General features: G+C 71.6%; 14 protein-coding genes. 6 read left to right on the top strand and 8 right to left on the bottom strand.

The window, feature by feature from the left end:
* Positions 1–5: 5 nt before the first annotated feature.
* Genes QSK39_RS13535 through QSK39_RS13520 form a run of 4 tightly spaced genes read right to left on the bottom strand, consistent with a single transcriptional unit; the run spans position 6 to position 5,976 of the window.
* Complete coding sequence (locus QSK39_RS13535) at positions 6–3,098, bottom strand: ATP-binding protein (RefSeq protein ID WP_285478070.1); 3,093 nt, start codon at positions 3,096–3,098, stop codon at positions 6–8.
* Positions 3,098–3,757, bottom strand: a complete 660-nt coding sequence (locus QSK39_RS13530; protein WP_285478069.1) for a hypothetical protein — start codon at positions 3,755–3,757, stop codon at positions 3,098–3,100. The genes QSK39_RS13535 and QSK39_RS13530 overlap by 1 nt, the downstream gene beginning before the upstream one ends.
* A complete protein-coding gene (locus QSK39_RS13525) occupies positions 3,754–5,388 on the bottom strand; it encodes a CATRA system-associated protein (protein WP_285478068.1) in 1,635 nt (544 codons plus the stop codon). The genes QSK39_RS13530 and QSK39_RS13525 overlap by 4 nt, the downstream gene beginning before the upstream one ends.
* A gap of 3 nt (positions 5,389–5,391) precedes the next feature.
* Positions 5,392–5,976, bottom strand: a complete 585-nt coding sequence (locus QSK39_RS13520; protein WP_285478067.1) for a TIR domain-containing protein — start codon at positions 5,974–5,976, stop codon at positions 5,392–5,394.
* 235 nt (positions 5,977–6,211) lie between these two features.
* Here QSK39_RS13520 and QSK39_RS13515 point away from each other — a divergent pair, with 235 nt between their 5' ends.
* A complete protein-coding gene (locus QSK39_RS13515) occupies positions 6,212–7,174 on the top strand; it encodes an SEFIR domain-containing protein (RefSeq protein ID WP_285478066.1) in 963 nt (320 codons plus the stop codon).
* Here the strand turns inward: QSK39_RS13515 and QSK39_RS13510 are convergent.
* The 3 genes from QSK39_RS13510 to QSK39_RS13500 form a co-directional block, all read right to left on the bottom strand.
* Positions 7,171–8,214, bottom strand: a complete 1,044-nt coding sequence (locus tag QSK39_RS13510) for an alcohol dehydrogenase catalytic domain-containing protein (RefSeq protein ID WP_285478065.1) — start codon at positions 8,212–8,214, stop codon at positions 7,171–7,173. The two genes, QSK39_RS13515 and QSK39_RS13510, sit on opposite strands and share 4 nt — an antisense overlap.
* Before the next feature lie 94 nt (positions 8,215–8,308).
* On the bottom strand, positions 8,309–8,719 hold the full coding sequence (locus tag QSK39_RS13505) for a cupin domain-containing protein (RefSeq protein WP_285478064.1): 411 nt from the start codon (positions 8,717–8,719) through the stop codon (positions 8,309–8,311).
* 5 nt (positions 8,720–8,724) lie between these two features.
* Entirely contained in the window at positions 8,725–10,281 is a 1,557-nt protein-coding gene (locus QSK39_RS13500; protein ID WP_285478063.1) for a phosphoenolpyruvate--protein phosphotransferase, read from the bottom strand.
* A gap of 103 nt (positions 10,282–10,384) precedes the next feature.
* On the opposite strand from QSK39_RS13500, the gene QSK39_RS13495 reads away from it, so the two are divergent.
* From QSK39_RS13495 to QSK39_RS13475, 5 genes are read left to right on the top strand one after another with little or no spacing between them, the layout of a single operon-like run.
* Complete coding sequence (locus tag QSK39_RS13495; RefSeq protein WP_284749262.1) at positions 10,385–11,146, top strand: DeoR/GlpR family DNA-binding transcription regulator; 762 nt, start codon at positions 10,385–10,387, stop codon at positions 11,144–11,146.
* Positions 11,143–12,087 (top strand): 1-phosphofructokinase, encoded by a 945-nt coding sequence (pfkB, locus tag QSK39_RS13490; protein WP_285478062.1) that lies wholly within the window; start codon positions 11,143–11,145, stop codon positions 12,085–12,087. Before QSK39_RS13495 ends, pfkB begins: the two co-directional genes overlap by 4 nt.
* Complete coding sequence (locus QSK39_RS13485; RefSeq protein ID WP_285478061.1) at positions 12,084–12,536, top strand: PTS sugar transporter subunit IIA; 453 nt, start codon at positions 12,084–12,086, stop codon at positions 12,534–12,536. The genes pfkB and QSK39_RS13485 overlap by 4 nt, the downstream gene beginning before the upstream one ends.
* 2 nt (positions 12,537–12,538) lie before the next feature.
* The gene (locus QSK39_RS13480; RefSeq protein ID WP_285478060.1) at positions 12,539–13,990 is read left to right on the top strand and encodes a PTS fructose transporter subunit IIC; all 1,452 of its coding nucleotides are present in this window, start codon (positions 12,539–12,541) and stop codon (positions 13,988–13,990) included.
* Positions 13,991–14,001: 11 nt separating this feature from the next.
* Positions 14,002–14,280 (top strand): HPr family phosphocarrier protein, encoded by a 279-nt coding sequence (locus QSK39_RS13475; RefSeq protein ID WP_285478059.1) that lies wholly within the window; start codon positions 14,002–14,004, stop codon positions 14,278–14,280.
* Between the two features lie 4 nt (positions 14,281–14,284).
* Here QSK39_RS13475 and QSK39_RS13470 read toward each other — a convergent pair whose 3' ends face one another.
* The gene (locus QSK39_RS13470) at positions 14,285–14,866 is read right to left on the bottom strand and encodes a TetR/AcrR family transcriptional regulator (protein ID WP_285478058.1); all 582 of its coding nucleotides are present in this window, start codon (positions 14,864–14,866) and stop codon (positions 14,285–14,287) included.
* Positions 14,867–14,925: the final 59 nt, after the last annotated feature.

Below are 14,925 nucleotides of genomic sequence, written 5' to 3'. Positions count from 1 at the left end.
GCCGGCTACTCCTCCTCACCGCGGGCCCGGGTGATCACCTCCTCCAGGCGCAAGGGGCTCGCCGGGTGGTGGGACAGGCACAGCGGCGTCGCCACCTGGCGGAACCCGAACGCCTCCCCCGCCACGTAGAACTGCGCCCGCTCCAGCCGGGAGATGTCCGCGACCGGACTCCCCTTGGCCCGGGCCAGCTCGTTGGCCGCCGCGATCTGGGCCGGGCTGTTCAGGCGGCCGAAGAACTGCGTCATCGCGTTGCCGACCACCTGGTTGTGCAGCCCCTTGGGCGCCTGGGTGGCGAACAGCAGGCCCAGGCCGTACTTGCGGGCCTGCGACGCGAGGACGATCGTGCTGCGCGTACTCGCCGTCAGGGTGCCCGACGCCGCCATCGTCTGCGCTTCGTCCATCACGAACAGCGCGCCCAGCGGCCGGTCGCCCGCCGGGTTGCGCTTGATCCACGCGAACAGCTCCATCTGCAGCTGGTTGACGAAGTTCTGCCGCTGCTCGTCCGCCTGCAGGCCGACGAAGCTGATCACCGACACCCGGGCCCGCTTGCCGGCCGCCGGCGTCAGCAGCACGCCCGGGTCGACCGGTTCGCCGCCGCCCGCGAACAGCGGGTCGTTGACCATCGCGGCCTTCAGCACCTCGGCCAGGCCGGCCGCGATGCGCGGCGCGTCGTTGAGGTTGCTGACGTCCTCGGGCAGCTCGGTCAGCAGCTCGATCAGCTCGGGCAGGCTGCGCGACCCGGTCCGCGCGTGCCGCACGACCGCCTGCCGCAGCACCGCGAGGCCGATGTTCGTCTTCGCCGTGCTCCCGGTGAGCCGGGCCTGCGGCGCCAGGGTCGCGACGGCCACCTCGACCGCCGCGGCGAACTCGTCGGAGTCGTCGAGGACGCCGGCGAAGTCGGGCAGCGGCTGGAACGCGAGCGGCCGCCCGGTGGCCCGCCCCGGCGTCCAGACGACGACGTCGGTTTCGGCCAGGTACCGCTTCGCGAGCTGGGCGTCCTCGGGCCCCCAGCCGTCGGGCGGCTCGGGCCAGGCGTCACCGAGCCGGGCGAGGTCGTTGTTCGGGTCCAGGACGATCGCGGAGACGCCCAGCAGCGCGCACTCCTCCACGATCCGCCGCAGCAGCACGGTCTTCCCCGAACCGGACCCGGCGAAGACGGCGGCGTGCTTGCGCAGCGCGGAAAGCCCGACCCGCACGGGCTCCCCCGACCCGACGACGGTCCCGAGCGTGATCTCCCCGTCCGCGGGCGGCGTCGGCTCCGCAGGCGGCGGGTGCGTCCCTTCGGCGGGCTGCCCCGACGGCTTCTCCGGCAGGACGGCGGACAACAGCTCCGACCGGCTCGCGGGCCGGCGGTCGATCAGCCACTCGTGCAGCTCACGGCCGCCGGTGCCGAGCATCTTCTGCAGCGCGGAGAAGGTCCGCACATCGGGCTCGGTGAGCCGGATCGTCTTCCCACCCGCAGCCGTGAACCTCTCGACTTCCAGCTTCGTCTTGGCCCCGCGTCCCCAGGCCTCCCGGAGGATGATCAGGTGGCGGTTGTCCGCCCCCTGCAGCTGCCCCGCGGCAGACCGGGCCTTCCGGAACCGGCTCAACGCGGCCCGCGGATCCCGCGCGGCGATCGCCCGGAACGCCCAGTGTTCCTGCAGGTCCGCGGCCTCGTCGAGGGTCCGGGAGAGCCAGGCGTGCACCTCGCTGCGCCCGTTCTGGCGTTCGCACGACCATTCCAGGTCGTCGTCCCCGACTTCGGTGACCCAGCAGCGCAGGGCCGCGGAGAGGAGATCGGGCATCACCGTGTCCACGGTCTTCTCGGCGAGCAGCTTCCCGGGTTCCGCTTCCGCCTGCAGTTTCTCGAACTCCGTGTCCAGGTCGGCGAACCGGTCGGTCTCGACGACCGTGCGCACCGGAGCAGGTGGCACGGCGACCTTCTCGTCGAAGGAAGTGAGCTCCTGGACCTGCCCGGCGCGCAGGCAGAGTTCGATGTGGGCACCGATCCGCTTCAGCAGCTGCCGCGGAGTCCACTGTTCCCAGGGTTCGGCGAACGCCACCGGCGCGACGGGCCAGGTCGGGTGCGGCGGAGTGAATTCCATGGCTTGGTAGGCGACGCCGAGCCGTTTCGCCACCAGGGCGCGGCCGACCTCGGCATCGAGGATCCGGCCGAGGGTGACCGACTCGCGGAAGCGGTCGGGCACGGTGTTCGCGGCCTTTCGCCTGAGCTGATCCCACGTCGCGGGCAGGCAGGCGACCACGGTCAAGGTCTTCTGCGTGATTTCCCGCAGTCCCATCAGGCCGTCGGCGATCTGCGCCACGAGCAGATCGTCCTCGTCGTCGTCCCCCGCCTCCCGGGTGAGTTTCGTCGACCGCGCGACGAGCGTGTCGAGCTGATCGACCGCGATCACGACCGGTCCGGTCAGCGCCAGCAGGCGGGTGATCTCCTCCACGAGCACGCGCGCCGGCTTCGGCCGCGAGTAGATGTTCCACTGCCGGGCCTCGGGCGTGAGCTGCTCATCCCCGTCGAGGAAGTCGTCTCCGATGTACTTGGCACCGCGGTCCCGGCTGGCGATGAGAACGAGGGCCCGCGCGGTGTCCCCGCATTCGTCGGCGACCATCTCGTCGAGGGACGCCAGCCCGTCCACGAACGCCTCGACGTGCTCCACGGTCAGTCCGCGGCCACGCCGGATCGTCGCCGTGACTTCGGCGTTGACGTGGGTGCGCAGGCACACGCGCAGCAGAAAGCTCTTCAGCTGCGACTCGCCCGAATCGTCCGGACGGGCCAGCCCGCGTCGCAATGCCTCGGCCGTGTTCTCCCAGAACGCGTCGGCCGCAGTGACGTCATCGAGGAAGAAGTACCCCCGCGCGCGGTGCACCTGACGCCGGACGAGACCCAGCAGGTGGGTTTTGCCCACCCCCTTGAGCCCGCGCAGGACGAGCCCGATCGGACTGGGTCCATCGCTGGTCACGGCGTCGCGGATGCCGGTGTCGATCGCGGCGAGCGCATCAGCGTGCAAGCCGTCGACGTGGTACGGCGAGTCCAGCCAGACGTGGTTGGGGGTGTCCGCCCAGTCGAAACTCAGCGTCGCGAGTGCCTTGAGCTCGTCCATCACAGGGCCTCGATCGAGAGCAGGTGGCTGTCCTCACCGCCGATGCGGATCGCCGCCTCGTGGTCGGCCGCGGTCAGCGCCTTGCGGTTGTCCTCCGGGACGAGGTGCACCTTCCCGGCGCGGCTCAGCTCCTTCAGCACAGCATCGACCTCGGTCGCGGGCGCGCCCAGTTTCGGACGCAGATCCACCAGCCCGACCCAGCCACGCGGTTCCTTCACGAGTTCGCGGTACGCGACACGGATGCGTTCCTCGAGGGGAGCCTCGGAGACCTCCACGGATGCGGGCTCGGGCGATCCCGCGACGGACCCGAAGACGTGGAACAGCCGCTTGTTCTCACGCTGCAGGTACCCGTTCAGACCGCCGAGCAGCACATAGAGGGCGGAAGCGAGCGTGCTCTGCCCCCGCGGCGGAGGCGGCTCCTCCTCCGCGATCTCCTTTTCGCACCAGGCCCAGCCACTGTCGCTCAGCAGGTGCACGAAGCTCTTCCTCGGCCCGGACGGGTCGCTCTCGACATACCCCAGCTTGTTCAGGTTCGTGCGGTCCTTGCCGGTGAGCGTGAACCCCACGACTTCCTGCAGCTCCTGGTTGGGCACTTCTCGTCCCAGCACCATGAGCGTGAACATCGCCGCGGTCTGCTTGTGGTTCAAGCGATCGGTCATCCGAGATCCTTCCGGTGGTTCGGCTTCGTCGTGCTCCGGGCGCGGGCGTCGAGCGTCCGCAGGAGCCAGTCGATGGACTGGCGGACCCTCGGCGGCACCGCGTGGTGGTCGCCGCCGTCCGGGAAGCGGGGTTTCACCGCCACCGCGAGGTCCGTCGCCAGGTCGCGAGTTCGTACGCTGTCGCCGCCGCCGACCGCGGACTGCAGGGCCGTGACCAGCTCGTCGACGAGGTCCCAGCGGGAGGGGCGCAGCCGCGATCCGCGGGCCTGGCCCAGCACCGCGGCCAGGTCGAGGTCCTCGTCCGCGTCGACGAGCGGGGTGAACCCCTTCAGCTGACCCGCCAGATCGCGGGCGACCCCGTCCAGGCCGCGCGCGCCACCGAGCCGCAGGTAGCGGAGATTGCCGACGTAGCCCGGCAGCCCGGCCGCGTCGGTGCCCGCGGTGAGCACTGGGATCACCCGGCGGTCCTGTCCGAGGGTGCGGTGCAGGAACAGCTCGACCTCGGCTGCCTGCCAGCGGCTCACCTTGCCGTCGACGAGCAGGCACAGGTGCCGCGCGTCGTCCTCGGCCCGCGCCAGCAGGGATCGGTCGCCGGAAAGGGACTTCACCACCCGGATGCCCTGCTTCCGCAAGGCGGACACCAGGTCGTCGGCCGTGCCGACCAACGGGCGCGGGATGCTGACCCGCAGGTCGTGCTTGAACTCCTGCCGGCTCGCCCGCACGGCGGCCACGTAAGCGTCGCGGTTCTCGGCCAGCAGGTCGGTGCGGTCCAGCCGGCAGGCGATCACCGCCGCGACCGTCTCCAGCGCGAACCCGATCTGGTCCGCGCTCGGCGTCTTCTCCGACAGCACCGGCAGCTGCTCGCCGAAACTCCAGTACGACACGTACGGCAGCGTCAGGTGCCGGGACATCGTCTCCGGCTCGACCGTCTGGTCGAGCCACGTCCGGAACAGCTCGGCCGTCTCGTCGACGACGATGCGGCGCCACGCCTCCGACCGGTCGTACTCCTCCCGGTTGTCGAACCGCGACAGCACCGGCAGGACGGTCAGCCGCGCGCGGTCGAACGGCAGCCCGTTGCGCGCCACGTCGGCGCGCCGGGCGGCTTCCATCGCGCCGAGGATGCTCTGGCGGTTCGCCGTGAACAGCAGCACGAGGTGGTCTGGCAGGTGCGCCGTGCAGATCCCGCCGATGTCGGAGATCCCGGTGCGGCTGTCGATGAGGACGAAGTCGTACCGCGCGACCCAGTGGTCACGGCACTTCTCGAGGTACTCGCCGAAGCCGTCGTCGTACAGGCCGTCCCAGTCGATCTCCTGCACCTGCCCGACGTAACCGGACTCCTCGCTGCCGGCCGGGAGGAAGTCGAGCACCCCGACGTCGGCCAGCCGCTGGACGTGCGCGTCCGGCTTGAACCGGCCCTCCCGGAAGTCGTCGACGAGATCGACCACGCCCCCGCTCGGCCGCTCGGCCAGCCGCGGCCGGAAGTAGTCGCTCAAGCCGGGGGCCTCGAGGTCCCAGTCCAGGCAGAGCACGCGATGGCCCCACCGGGCGAGCAGCACCGCGATGTTGGCCAGCGTGAAGCTCCGGCCGACGCCGCCCTTGTAGGAGTAGAAGGTGAAGATCGTTCCCGGCATCGGTCAGAACCTCGGCATCCGCGCCCGCTTCGGCGGTTCCGGGGCCGGGGTGCGCACCGGCCAGTCGCCCTGCCACTCCGGTGCCCGATCGATGAGCTCCTCCAGCTCCGCGGCGATCTGCTTGATCTGCTGGTTGAAGTCGAGGTAGGCCGGCGCGGTCTGGAAGTGCTCGAAGGGGTGGTTCCACTGCTGCAGGTCACGCGGGCGCCGCGCGTGGGCCCAGTCCGGGAAGTGCCGTGAGTCGCAGAAGATCACCGGGTAGATCAGGGGCCGCCCGTGCTCCCCCGGCAGGGTGGCGGTCAGTGCCTCCCGCTCCTCCATGGAAGCCCACTCGGCCAGGCACCATTCGTTCCGGAAGTACTTCGGCGAGCAGATCGGAACCAGCACCCGGGAGCGCTGCAGCGCCGAGCTCAGTTCCGACGGCCAGCTGGCTCCGACGCGCACCTCGTCGTCGAAGAAAATCCGGACGTCCTCGTACCGATTGTTGTCGAGGACTTCCAGGAGACGCGGGTGGAAATGGTTCCGAATCCACGCCGATATGTCGCCCGCGGTGCGCAGGTAGCTGATGAACACGTCGTACTCGTACACGCGTGCCGCCGCCCCTTCACCGCTCCCACCAAGCGGAGCTCATCCTAGATCCGCAGGACACCGGCGAAGAAGGCGGGAAAGCTGACAAACTCTGGACAATAACTGGCCACGCCCGAAGCCTCCCCGGGAATGGTACCTTGACAAATCGAGAAGGCACGGATAGAAGACGCGAAGTGTTTCCGGAATACCGATCTCCCGGATCGGTGAATCACCGACCGATCCCGAGGGGAACCCGATGTCCGACCGCGAAGTACCCAGGGTGTTCTTCAGCTATTCGCACGACACCCAGGCGCACAAGGACCACGTCCGGCGGTTCGCGACCTTCCTGCACAGCCGGATCGGGCTCGAGGTCGTGCTCGACCAGTGGTACGACGGCAGCCGCATCGACTGGTCGCTGTGGGCGACCCGGCACCTCAAGGCCGCCGACTTCGTCATCGCCGTGGCGTCTCCCCGCTACCGGGAGCGGGCCGACGGTGACGCGCCGCCCGACGAAGGTCGCGGCGCCCAGTACGAGAGCGCCATGCTCCGCAACAAGATGACCAAGGACATCGAGGACGGCACCCGGCGGATCCTCCCGGTCGTCCTGCCCGGTGGGTCGATCGACGACATCCCCGAGTTCCTCAACCCGTACTCGATGACCCGGTACGAGATCGCCGAGTTCACCGACGAGGGCGTCGCCGACCTGCTCGCCGCGATCACCGGACGCGGGAAGCATCCCGTGCCCCCGCGCGGCCGGTGGCTCGGCGGTTCCTCGGAACCGCAGCCGATCCTCGCGAGCGATCTGCGGTGGACCGGCAGCAGCGCCGGGGTGCGGCGGGCGGCGGCCTCGATCGACGGACGGCGGTACGAGGACAGCATCGTGCTGCGTTCGGACACCGCGCCCGGGTACGTCGAGGTCGAGCTCGGCGGCCACTACCAGCGGTTCTCGACCGTCGCCGGGGTGCTCGACGACGCGGCCGACCGCTTCCAGGTCGGCCGGTTCCGCGTCGTCGTCGACGGCAAGCCCCGGTCGGAGCACGAAGTCGCCCTCGGGAAGCCGGCCGCGATCGACCTCGACGTCACCGGGGCGCTCAAACTTCGGCTCGAGATGTCGCGGCCGGGTGTCGCGGCGTCGCCGTTCGGCTCGGCGGCCGTCGTCATCACCCGGCGACGCGGACGGCCGCCCGAGCTGGCTCTCGGGGATCCGACCGTCACCTAAGGCGTGATGACCACCTTCAGCGCCGAGTTCGCGGCCGCGTTGGCGAACACCTCGTACGCCTCCTCCATCTGCGCGAACGTGAACCGGTGGGTTCCCATGCGCTCGGCCGGGATGCGGCCCGAGGCCACCATCTTCAGCAGCGTCGGGATCGAGGCCGTGTCCACCAGGCCCATCGTCAGCGTCAGGTTCTGGATCCACATGTCCTGCATCGGCAGCTCGACCGGGACGCCGTGCACGCCGATGTTCGCGATGCGGCCGCCCGGGCGGACCAGCGATGCCGCCGTCAGCAGCGTCTCCGGGTAGCCGACCGCTTCGATCGCCACGTCCACGCCGAGCCCGTCGGTCAAGCCCAGGACGTCCGAACGCGTGTCGGGGCCCGCTTCGAACGCGTCCGTCGCGCCGAACTCCAGCGCCTTCTCCAGGCGGAACTTGTTGGAGTCCACCGCGATCACCTTCGACGCGCCCCACAGGCCCGTGGTCAGGATCGCCGCCAGGCCGACCGCGCCGGCGCCGACCACCGCCACCGTGTCGCCCGGGCGGACGCGGCCGGCCAGCACACCCACCTCGTACCCCGTGGGCAGCGAGTCGGCGAGGAAGATCGCCTGGTCGTTCGTGACGTCGTCGGGGACCGCGTACAGCGACGTGTCGGCGAAGGGCACGCGCACCAGCTCGGCCTGCGTGCCGTCGATGAGGTGCCCGAAGATCCAGCCGATCCCGCCGACGGTCTGGCAGTGCGACGGCATCCCGCGGCCGCAGTATTCGCAGCGCCCGCACTGGGTGATGGCCGGGACCAGCACGCGGTCGCCGACCGAGAACGCGCGGACCGCGTCGCCGACGGCGGTCACCGTGCCGACCGCTTCGTGGCCGAGGATCCGGCCGTCGGTGACCGCGGCGACGTCGCCCTGCAGGATGTGCAGGTCGGTGCCGCAGATCGTGGTGGTGTCGACGCGCACGACCACGTCCGTCGGTTCCTGGACGGCGGCGTCCGGGACGTCTTCCCAAGCCTTCGCACCCGGACCGTGGTAGACCAGCGCCTTCATCGTCGCCTCCGTCGGCCGCCCGGCCCCCGTGGCCGAGCCCGGCCGAACCTGACGCTAGGACCGGGGACGCCGCCCGGCTGTCGCAATTTGAGATTCAGGCGTTGCGGGCCATGAACGTCCGGGCGTCCCCTTCCGAAGGGTCGACGAAGACGATGTCGTCCGGCCGCCGCCGCGGGACGTCGATCGCCAGCACCACCAGGGGCTCGGCGGTGATCTTCGGGAAGCCGTGGACCTTCCGCCGTTCGAAGCAGAGGAACATCCCCGGCCGCGCCTCGAACTCCGCGCCGTCGAGGTGGAACGTGCCACCGCCGCTGAGGAGGTACAGGTGCTCGTCGCACTCCTCGTGGTAGTGCAGCGGAACCTCGCGGTAGATCCGGAAGATCCGGGCACTCGCCGACGGCTTGTCGACGAAGTACTTGTCCACCAGCATGGTTTCCGCGGACTCCGGCAGGGCCGCGGCCTCTGCGAGGACGTCGAAGACGCTCTGGCTGTTGTCGCTCTCCATGACCGTCAAGCTAACGCCCGGCACGCGGCCAGGTCGACCGCGCGCAGCGCCGCGCCCACGCCCGCGAGGGCCACCGCGTTCATCGACAACGACGTCACCCCCAGCCCTACCAGCACCGGCGCCAACGCCGGGTCCGCCGCGGCCTCGCCGCACACCCCCACCGGTTTCCCGGCCGCCGCACCGGCTTCCGCGACCATCCCGACGAGCCGCAGCAACGCCGGCTGGTGCGGGTCGTTCAGCGCGGCCACGGCACCGAGCTGGCGGTCCGCGGCGAAGACGTACTGCGCCAGGTCGTTCGTGCCCAGCGAGACGAAATCGACCTCGGCGAGGATGTCCGCCGCGCACAGCGCCGCCGCCGGGATCTCGATCATCACGCCCACGCGGGCGATACCGGCCGCACGCGCCCGCGAGGCGAACCAGGCCGCCTCCGCCGCCGTCGCGACCATCGGGGCCATCACCGACAGTTCGACGCCGGTGTCGGCCGCCGCCGCGGCGATCGCGCTCAGCTGGCGGTCCAAGACGTCCGGCCGGTCGAACGCGACCCGCAGGCCGCGGACGCCGAGCGCGGGGTTCGGTTCCGCCCCCATCTCCAGGAACGCGAGCGGTTTGTCCGACCCGGCGTCCAGGGTCCGGACGACGACCGGTTTCCCGCCGAACGGCGCCAGCACCGCCGCGTAGGCCGTGCGCTGCGCGGACTCCGTGGGCTCCGAAGTCGCCGACAGGTAGCAGAATTCCGTCCGGAACAGCCCGATCCCCTCGGCCGCGGCAGCGGCACGGGCGTCCGAGGCCGAGCCGACGTTGGCGAGCAGCTTCACGCGGTGGCCGTCGGCGAGCCGGCCGACGCCGTCCCACACCGGGCGGGCCGTCCGCGCGGGCGCCACCACCCGGCCGTCGGACGGCGACACCGTGCCCGCGGAACCGTCGACCACGAGCCCGGGGCCGGCCAGCCCCAGGACGCCGGAGCACGCGACGACGGCGGGAATGCCCAGCGCCCGGGCCAGGATCGCGGTGTGGCTCGTCGGCCCGCCTTCTTCCGTCACCAGCGCGAGCACGAGGTCCGGGTCGAGCCCGGCGGTGTCGGCCGGGGCGAGGTCGCGCGCCACCAGAACGCTCGGCGACGTCAGCTCCGGGACACCGGGCGGGGCCAGCCCGGACAGGGCAGCGACGATCCGGTCGCGGACATCGGCGACGTCCGCGGCGCGTTCGGTCAGGTACCCACCCGCTGCCTGCAGCGCCGTCATGAACTCCCCCGCCGCCTCCCACACCGCGCGCGGCGCGGGCAGCGAGCGGTCCCGCACCAGCCGTTCCGCCGAGGCGACCAGTGCCGGGTCCGCCGCCATCACCGCCGTGGTCTCCAGGACCGATCGGGCGTCGCCGGACACGGAACGGGCACGATCGGACAGCGCCGCCGCGACCGACTCCGCCGCCGGCCCGATCTTGCCCGCTTCCGCCTCGAGATCACCCGAGACCGCCGAGGCGTCGGGTTCCCGCAGGTCAGCGACCACGACGACGCGCGGACCGGCGACCCGGCCGGGGCTGACTCCGACTCCGGACAACTGCATGGCGGGACCTCCGAGCGCAAAGGATCTCGTAACTGGGGATTGACAGTACGGTAACAACGGGCACAATCAAACTGCAACGGGCAAACATCGGAGAGGAACGGGCATGTACGCCGCCGAACGGCATCAGCTCCTGGCACAACGCGCACGACGCGACGGCCGGGTCGACGTCAACGACGTCGCGACCGAACTCGGTGTCGCCCCCGAGACCATCCGCCGCGACCTCGGCGTCCTCGAACGCCAGGGCGTCGTCCGCCGCGTCTACGGCGGCGCCGTCGCGGTCGAGCGGCTCGACTTCGAACCCGAGGTCGCGCAGCGGGACCGGACGAACGCCGCCGAGAAGGACGCGATCGCCCGGGCCGCGCTGGACCTGGTGCCCGACCGCGGCTCGATCCTGCTCGACGCGGGCACGACCACCAGTAGGCTCGCGACGCTCCTGCCCGCCGACCGCGAGCTGACGGTGATCACCAACTCGATCCCGGTCGCCTCGATCCTCGCCACCCGCCCGGGCATCACGCTGCACATCCTCGGCGGCCGCGTCCGCGGGACGACGCTCGCCGCCGTCGAAGCCTGGACGCTGCACGCGCTCGACGGCCTGCTCGTCGACGTCGCTTTCCTCGGTGCCAACGGCTTTTCCGCCGAGCACGGCTGCACGACGCCGGACATGGCCGAGTCCGCGGTGAAGGCCGCCGTGGTCGCCGCCGCCCGCAAGCGGGTGCTGCTGGCCGACCACAGCAAGTACGGCACCGACCAGCTCAGCCGGTTCGCGCGGCTGGCCGAGATCGACGTCCTGGTCACCGACAGCGGCCTCGACGCGGGCGCCGTGGCCGAGCTCGAAGAGGCGGGCCCGGAGGTGGTGCTGGCGTGATCGTCACCGTGACCCCGAACCCGAGCCTCGACCGGACCGCCCGGCTGGCCGAGCTGCGCCGCGGCGAAGTCCTCCGCGCGGAGGCCGTGCGGCTCGACCCGGGAGGCAAGGGCGTCAACGTCGCCCGCGCGCTGGCCGCCGCCGGCACCCCGACCGTCGCGCTCCTGCCGGCCGGCGGGCTGGTCGGCGAACGGCTGGCCGATCTGCTCGCCCCCGAAGGCGTCCCGGTCGTCGCGGTGCCGATCGCCGGGACGACCCGCAGCAACATCACCCTCGTCGAAGCCGACGGGACCACGACGAAGATCAACGAGCCGGGCCCGGAGATCTCCCCCGCCGAGCTCGCCACCCTCGAACGCCGCGCCGTCGAGCTGGCCGCGCGGGCGGAATGGCTGGTGTGCTGCGGCAGCCTGCCCGCCGGCGTGCCCGACGACTTCTACGCGCGGCTCACGAAACTGGCCCACGACGCCGGGACGAAGGTCGCCGTCGACACCTCCGGCGCACCGCTCGCCGCCGCCATCGCGGGCGGACCGGACCTCATCAAACCGAACCTCGACGAGCTGACCGAGCTCGCCGGGCACCCGCTGCCGCTGCTCGGCGACGTCGTCGCCTTCTGCCGCGAGCTGATCGCCGGTGGCGTCGGCCGCGTGCTGGTCAGCCTCGGCGCGCGCGGCGCCGTGCTCGTCGAGGAGACCGAAACCCGCCACGCGCTCGGCCCGCTGGTCGCCGTGCGCAGCACCGTCGGCGCCGGAGACGCCGCACTCGCCGGGTTCCTCCACGCGGGAGGAACCGGCCCCGGAGCCCTGCGGACCGCGGTCGCCTACGGCACCGCCGCGGTCACGCAGGAGGGCAGCCGCATGCCCACCCCGCACGACGTGCACCCCGACCAGGTGCGCGTGCTCGACACCGACCCCACCCTCACCCTCAGCGGAGCCGCCGCATGACCACCGCAGACCTGATCACCGCCGACCTGGTCGACCTCGGGCTCGACGCCGCCGACAAGCGGGCCGTCGTCCGCTCGCTGGCCGACCGGCTCGTCTCCGCCGGGCGGGTGACCGACCTCGACCTCTTCCTCAAGGACGTCGCCGCCCGTGAGGAGCAGATGGCCACCGGGCTCGAAGGCGGCATCGGCATCCCGCACTGCCGCTCGGCCGCGGTCACCGCGCCGACGCTGGCGTTCGGCCGCAGCGCCGCGGGCGTCGACTTCGGCGCTCCGGACGGCCCGGCGACGCTGATTTTCCTCATCGCCGCGCCCGAAGGCGGCGGCAGCGACCACCTCAAGGTCCTGGCCGCCCTCGCCCGCCGGCTCGTCCGGGCGGAGTTCAAGCAGAACCTGCTCGAGGCCACCGACGCGGTGGCCGTCGCCGAGTACATCCGCCAGGAGGTGTCCTGACCATGAAGTTCGTCGCCATCACCGCCTGTCCCACCGGGATCGCGCACACGTACATGGCCGCCGAGTCGCTGGAGCAGACCGCGAAGGCCAACGGCGACACGATCGTCGTCGAGACCCAGGGTTCGGCCGGGTCCGATCCGCTGTCGGCGGAGGACATCGCGAGCGCGGACGCCGTCATCTTCGCCGCGGACCTCGCGGTGCAGGGCCGGGAACGGTTCGCCGGCAAGCCGATCGTCGAGGCGCCGGTCAAGGCCGCGATCAACGACGCCGCCGGGTTGTTCGAACGCGCGAAGGCCGCGGCCCGCGAGCCCGTCACCGCGGCGCCCGCCACCCCGGAGCTGACCTCGAAGGTCGGCGCGAACGACAAGACCGGCACCCGGATCCGCCAGTGGCTGATGACCGGCGTCAGCTACCTCATCCCGTTCGTCGCCGCAGGCGGGCTGCTGATCGCGTTGAGTTTCGCTTTGGGCGGTTACAAGATCGTCGACGCGCCGAAGGTCACCGAGCACTTCGACGCGGGTTCGGTCGCCGGCTGGGCCGCGCTGATGTTCCAGATCGGCAGTGCCGCGTTCGACTTCCTGGTGCCGGTGCTGGCCGGGTTCATCGCCTTCGCGATGGCCGACCGCCCGGCGATCGCCCCCGGTTTCGTGGGCGGCGCGATCGCCGTCACCGTCGGCGCGGGGTTCCTCGGCGGTCTCGTCGCGGGTCTCCTGGCCGGTGGCGTCGTGCTGGCGCTGAAGCGGATCCAGGTGCCCAAGGCGATGCGCGGCATCATGCCGGTGGTCGTCTACCCGCTGCTCGGGTCCATTGTGGTCGGTGTCCTGATGTACGTGGTGGTGGGCAAGCCGATCGCGGCGGCGACGTCGGGCCTGACGAACTGGCTCAACAGCCTCAGCGGCGTCAGCGCCCTGCTGCTGGGCGCGCTGCTCGGCCTGATGATGGCGTTCGACATGGGCGGCCCGGTCAACAAGGCGGCGTACGCGTTCGCGGTCGGCGGCCTGACCACCGGCGCGACGGCTTCGCTGCAGATCATGGCCGCGGTGATGGCGGCGGGCATGGTGCCGCCGCTGGCGCTGGCTTTGGCGTCCACCGTGCGCAAGAAGCTGTTCACGGAGGCTGAGCGCGAGAACGGCCGCGCGGCGTGGCTGCTGGGAGCGTCGTTCATCACCGAGGGCGCGATCCCGTTCGCCGCGGCGGACCCGTTCCGCGTGATCCCGTCGATCATGCTGGGTTCGGCGGTGACGGGCTCGCTGTCGATGGCGTTCGGCGCAACACTGCGCGCCCCGCACGGCGGGATCTTCGTGCTCCCGCTGATCGGCAGCCCGCTGCTGTTCGTGCTGGCGCTGGTCGCGGGCACGGCGGTCGCCGCCGGTTCGGTGATCCTGCTGAAGCAGGCGCGGTTCCGCGCATCCGAACGTTCCGCCGCCGTGTCCGGCCAGCCCGTCAGCGCGTGAAGGAGTCCACTGTGTACCAACGCCGAACGCTCGTCGCCAGCACGGTCGGGTTGCACGCCAGGCCCGCAGGCCTGGTCGCCCGCGCGGCGGCCGGGCAGCCCGCGAAGGTGAAGATCGCCAAGATCACGGGCGGGGTCGTCGGCGAGCCGGTCGACGCGGCCAGCGTCCTCGGGTTGATGACGCTGGGAGCGGGTCATGGGGACGAGGTCGAGTTGACCGCCGAAGGTGACGCGGCCGCGGAGTCCGTCGACGCGCTGGCCGAGTTGATCGCCCAGGACCTGGACGCGTAACCGGTCAGGCCGGGCCGAGCAGCGCCAGCGACGCCCGGACCGCCACCTCCGTGACGTCCCCCGCTCGCCCGCCGTCCTCGACCGTTGTCGCGATCAGCTCCCGCAATCCGCCCAGGAGCATGATCGCCAGCTGGCGGGACGGCGGGCTGATCCCCGCCGCTCGCAGTTCCGGGGTGTCCGTCAGCCTCTGCGTCATCGCGATGAACCCCTCCATCGCCTCGCGCTGCAGGTCGCGGGCCTGGGCTCCCAGGGCCGGGACGTCGCGGATCCAGCTCAGCGTGATCGCCGGCTCGGACTCCGCGGACGCGATCCACGCCTCGATCGCCTGGCGCACCTGCAGCGCCCAGGGTGCGCGCGGGTCGACCGCGTCGGAGATCTGCTGGATCATCGAACGGTTCGCCTCCGCCAGCAGCGCGATCAAGCACTCCTCGCGACTGGAAAAGTGCTCGTAGAACGTCCGGCGGGACGTGCGCGCGTGGCGGACGACGTCGGCGACCGTCGTGTCGCGGAAACCGTCCGCGGTGATCGACGCGGCCAAACCGTCCAGCAGCCGCTGCCGGCGGATGTCGACGTCCACGGCAGTCACGTTATCGCCTCCTCTTGAAAGGCGATGGTACACCGGCGTACCGTACCGACGGTACGTTC

Source organism: Amycolatopsis sp. NBRC 101858 (assembly GCF_030269325.1).
Classification (GTDB): domain Bacteria; phylum Actinomycetota; class Actinomycetes; order Mycobacteriales; family Pseudonocardiaceae; genus Amycolatopsis; species Amycolatopsis ponsaeliensis.
This window is presented reverse-complemented; position numbering and strand designations above follow the sequence as displayed.

What these genes read in the sequence shown, in the direction of transcription:
- QSK39_RS13485 (WP_285478061.1), top strand. Translation starts at nt 12,084, where the DNA reads ATGACCACCGCAGACCTGATCACCGCCGACCTGGTCGACCTCGGGCTC.
- QSK39_RS13500 (WP_285478063.1), bottom strand. Translation starts at nt 10,281, where the DNA reads ATGCAGTTGTCCGGAGTCGGAGTCAGCCCCGGCCGGGTCGCCGGTCCG.
- QSK39_RS13510 (WP_285478065.1), bottom strand. Translation starts at nt 8,214, where the DNA reads ATGAAGGCGCTGGTCTACCACGGTCCGGGTGCGAAGGCTTGGGAAGAC.
- QSK39_RS13480 (WP_285478060.1), top strand. Translation starts at nt 12,539, where the DNA reads ATGAAGTTCGTCGCCATCACCGCCTGTCCCACCGGGATCGCGCACACG.
- QSK39_RS13505 (WP_285478064.1), bottom strand. Translation starts at nt 8,719, where the DNA reads ATGGAGAGCGACAACAGCCAGAGCGTCTTCGACGTCCTCGCAGAGGCC.
- QSK39_RS13530 (WP_285478069.1), bottom strand. Translation starts at nt 3,757, where the DNA reads ATGACCGATCGCTTGAACCACAAGCAGACCGCGGCGATGTTCACGCTC.
- QSK39_RS13495 (WP_284749262.1), top strand. Translation starts at nt 10,385, where the DNA reads ATGTACGCCGCCGAACGGCATCAGCTCCTGGCACAACGCGCACGACGC.
- QSK39_RS13515 (WP_285478066.1), top strand. Translation starts at nt 6,212, where the DNA reads ATGTCCGACCGCGAAGTACCCAGGGTGTTCTTCAGCTATTCGCACGAC.
- QSK39_RS13535 (WP_285478070.1), bottom strand. Translation starts at nt 3,098, where the DNA reads ATGGACGAGCTCAAGGCACTCGCGACGCTGAGTTTCGACTGGGCGGAC.
- QSK39_RS13525 (WP_285478068.1), bottom strand. Translation starts at nt 5,388, where the DNA reads ATGCCGGGAACGATCTTCACCTTCTACTCCTACAAGGGCGGCGTCGGC.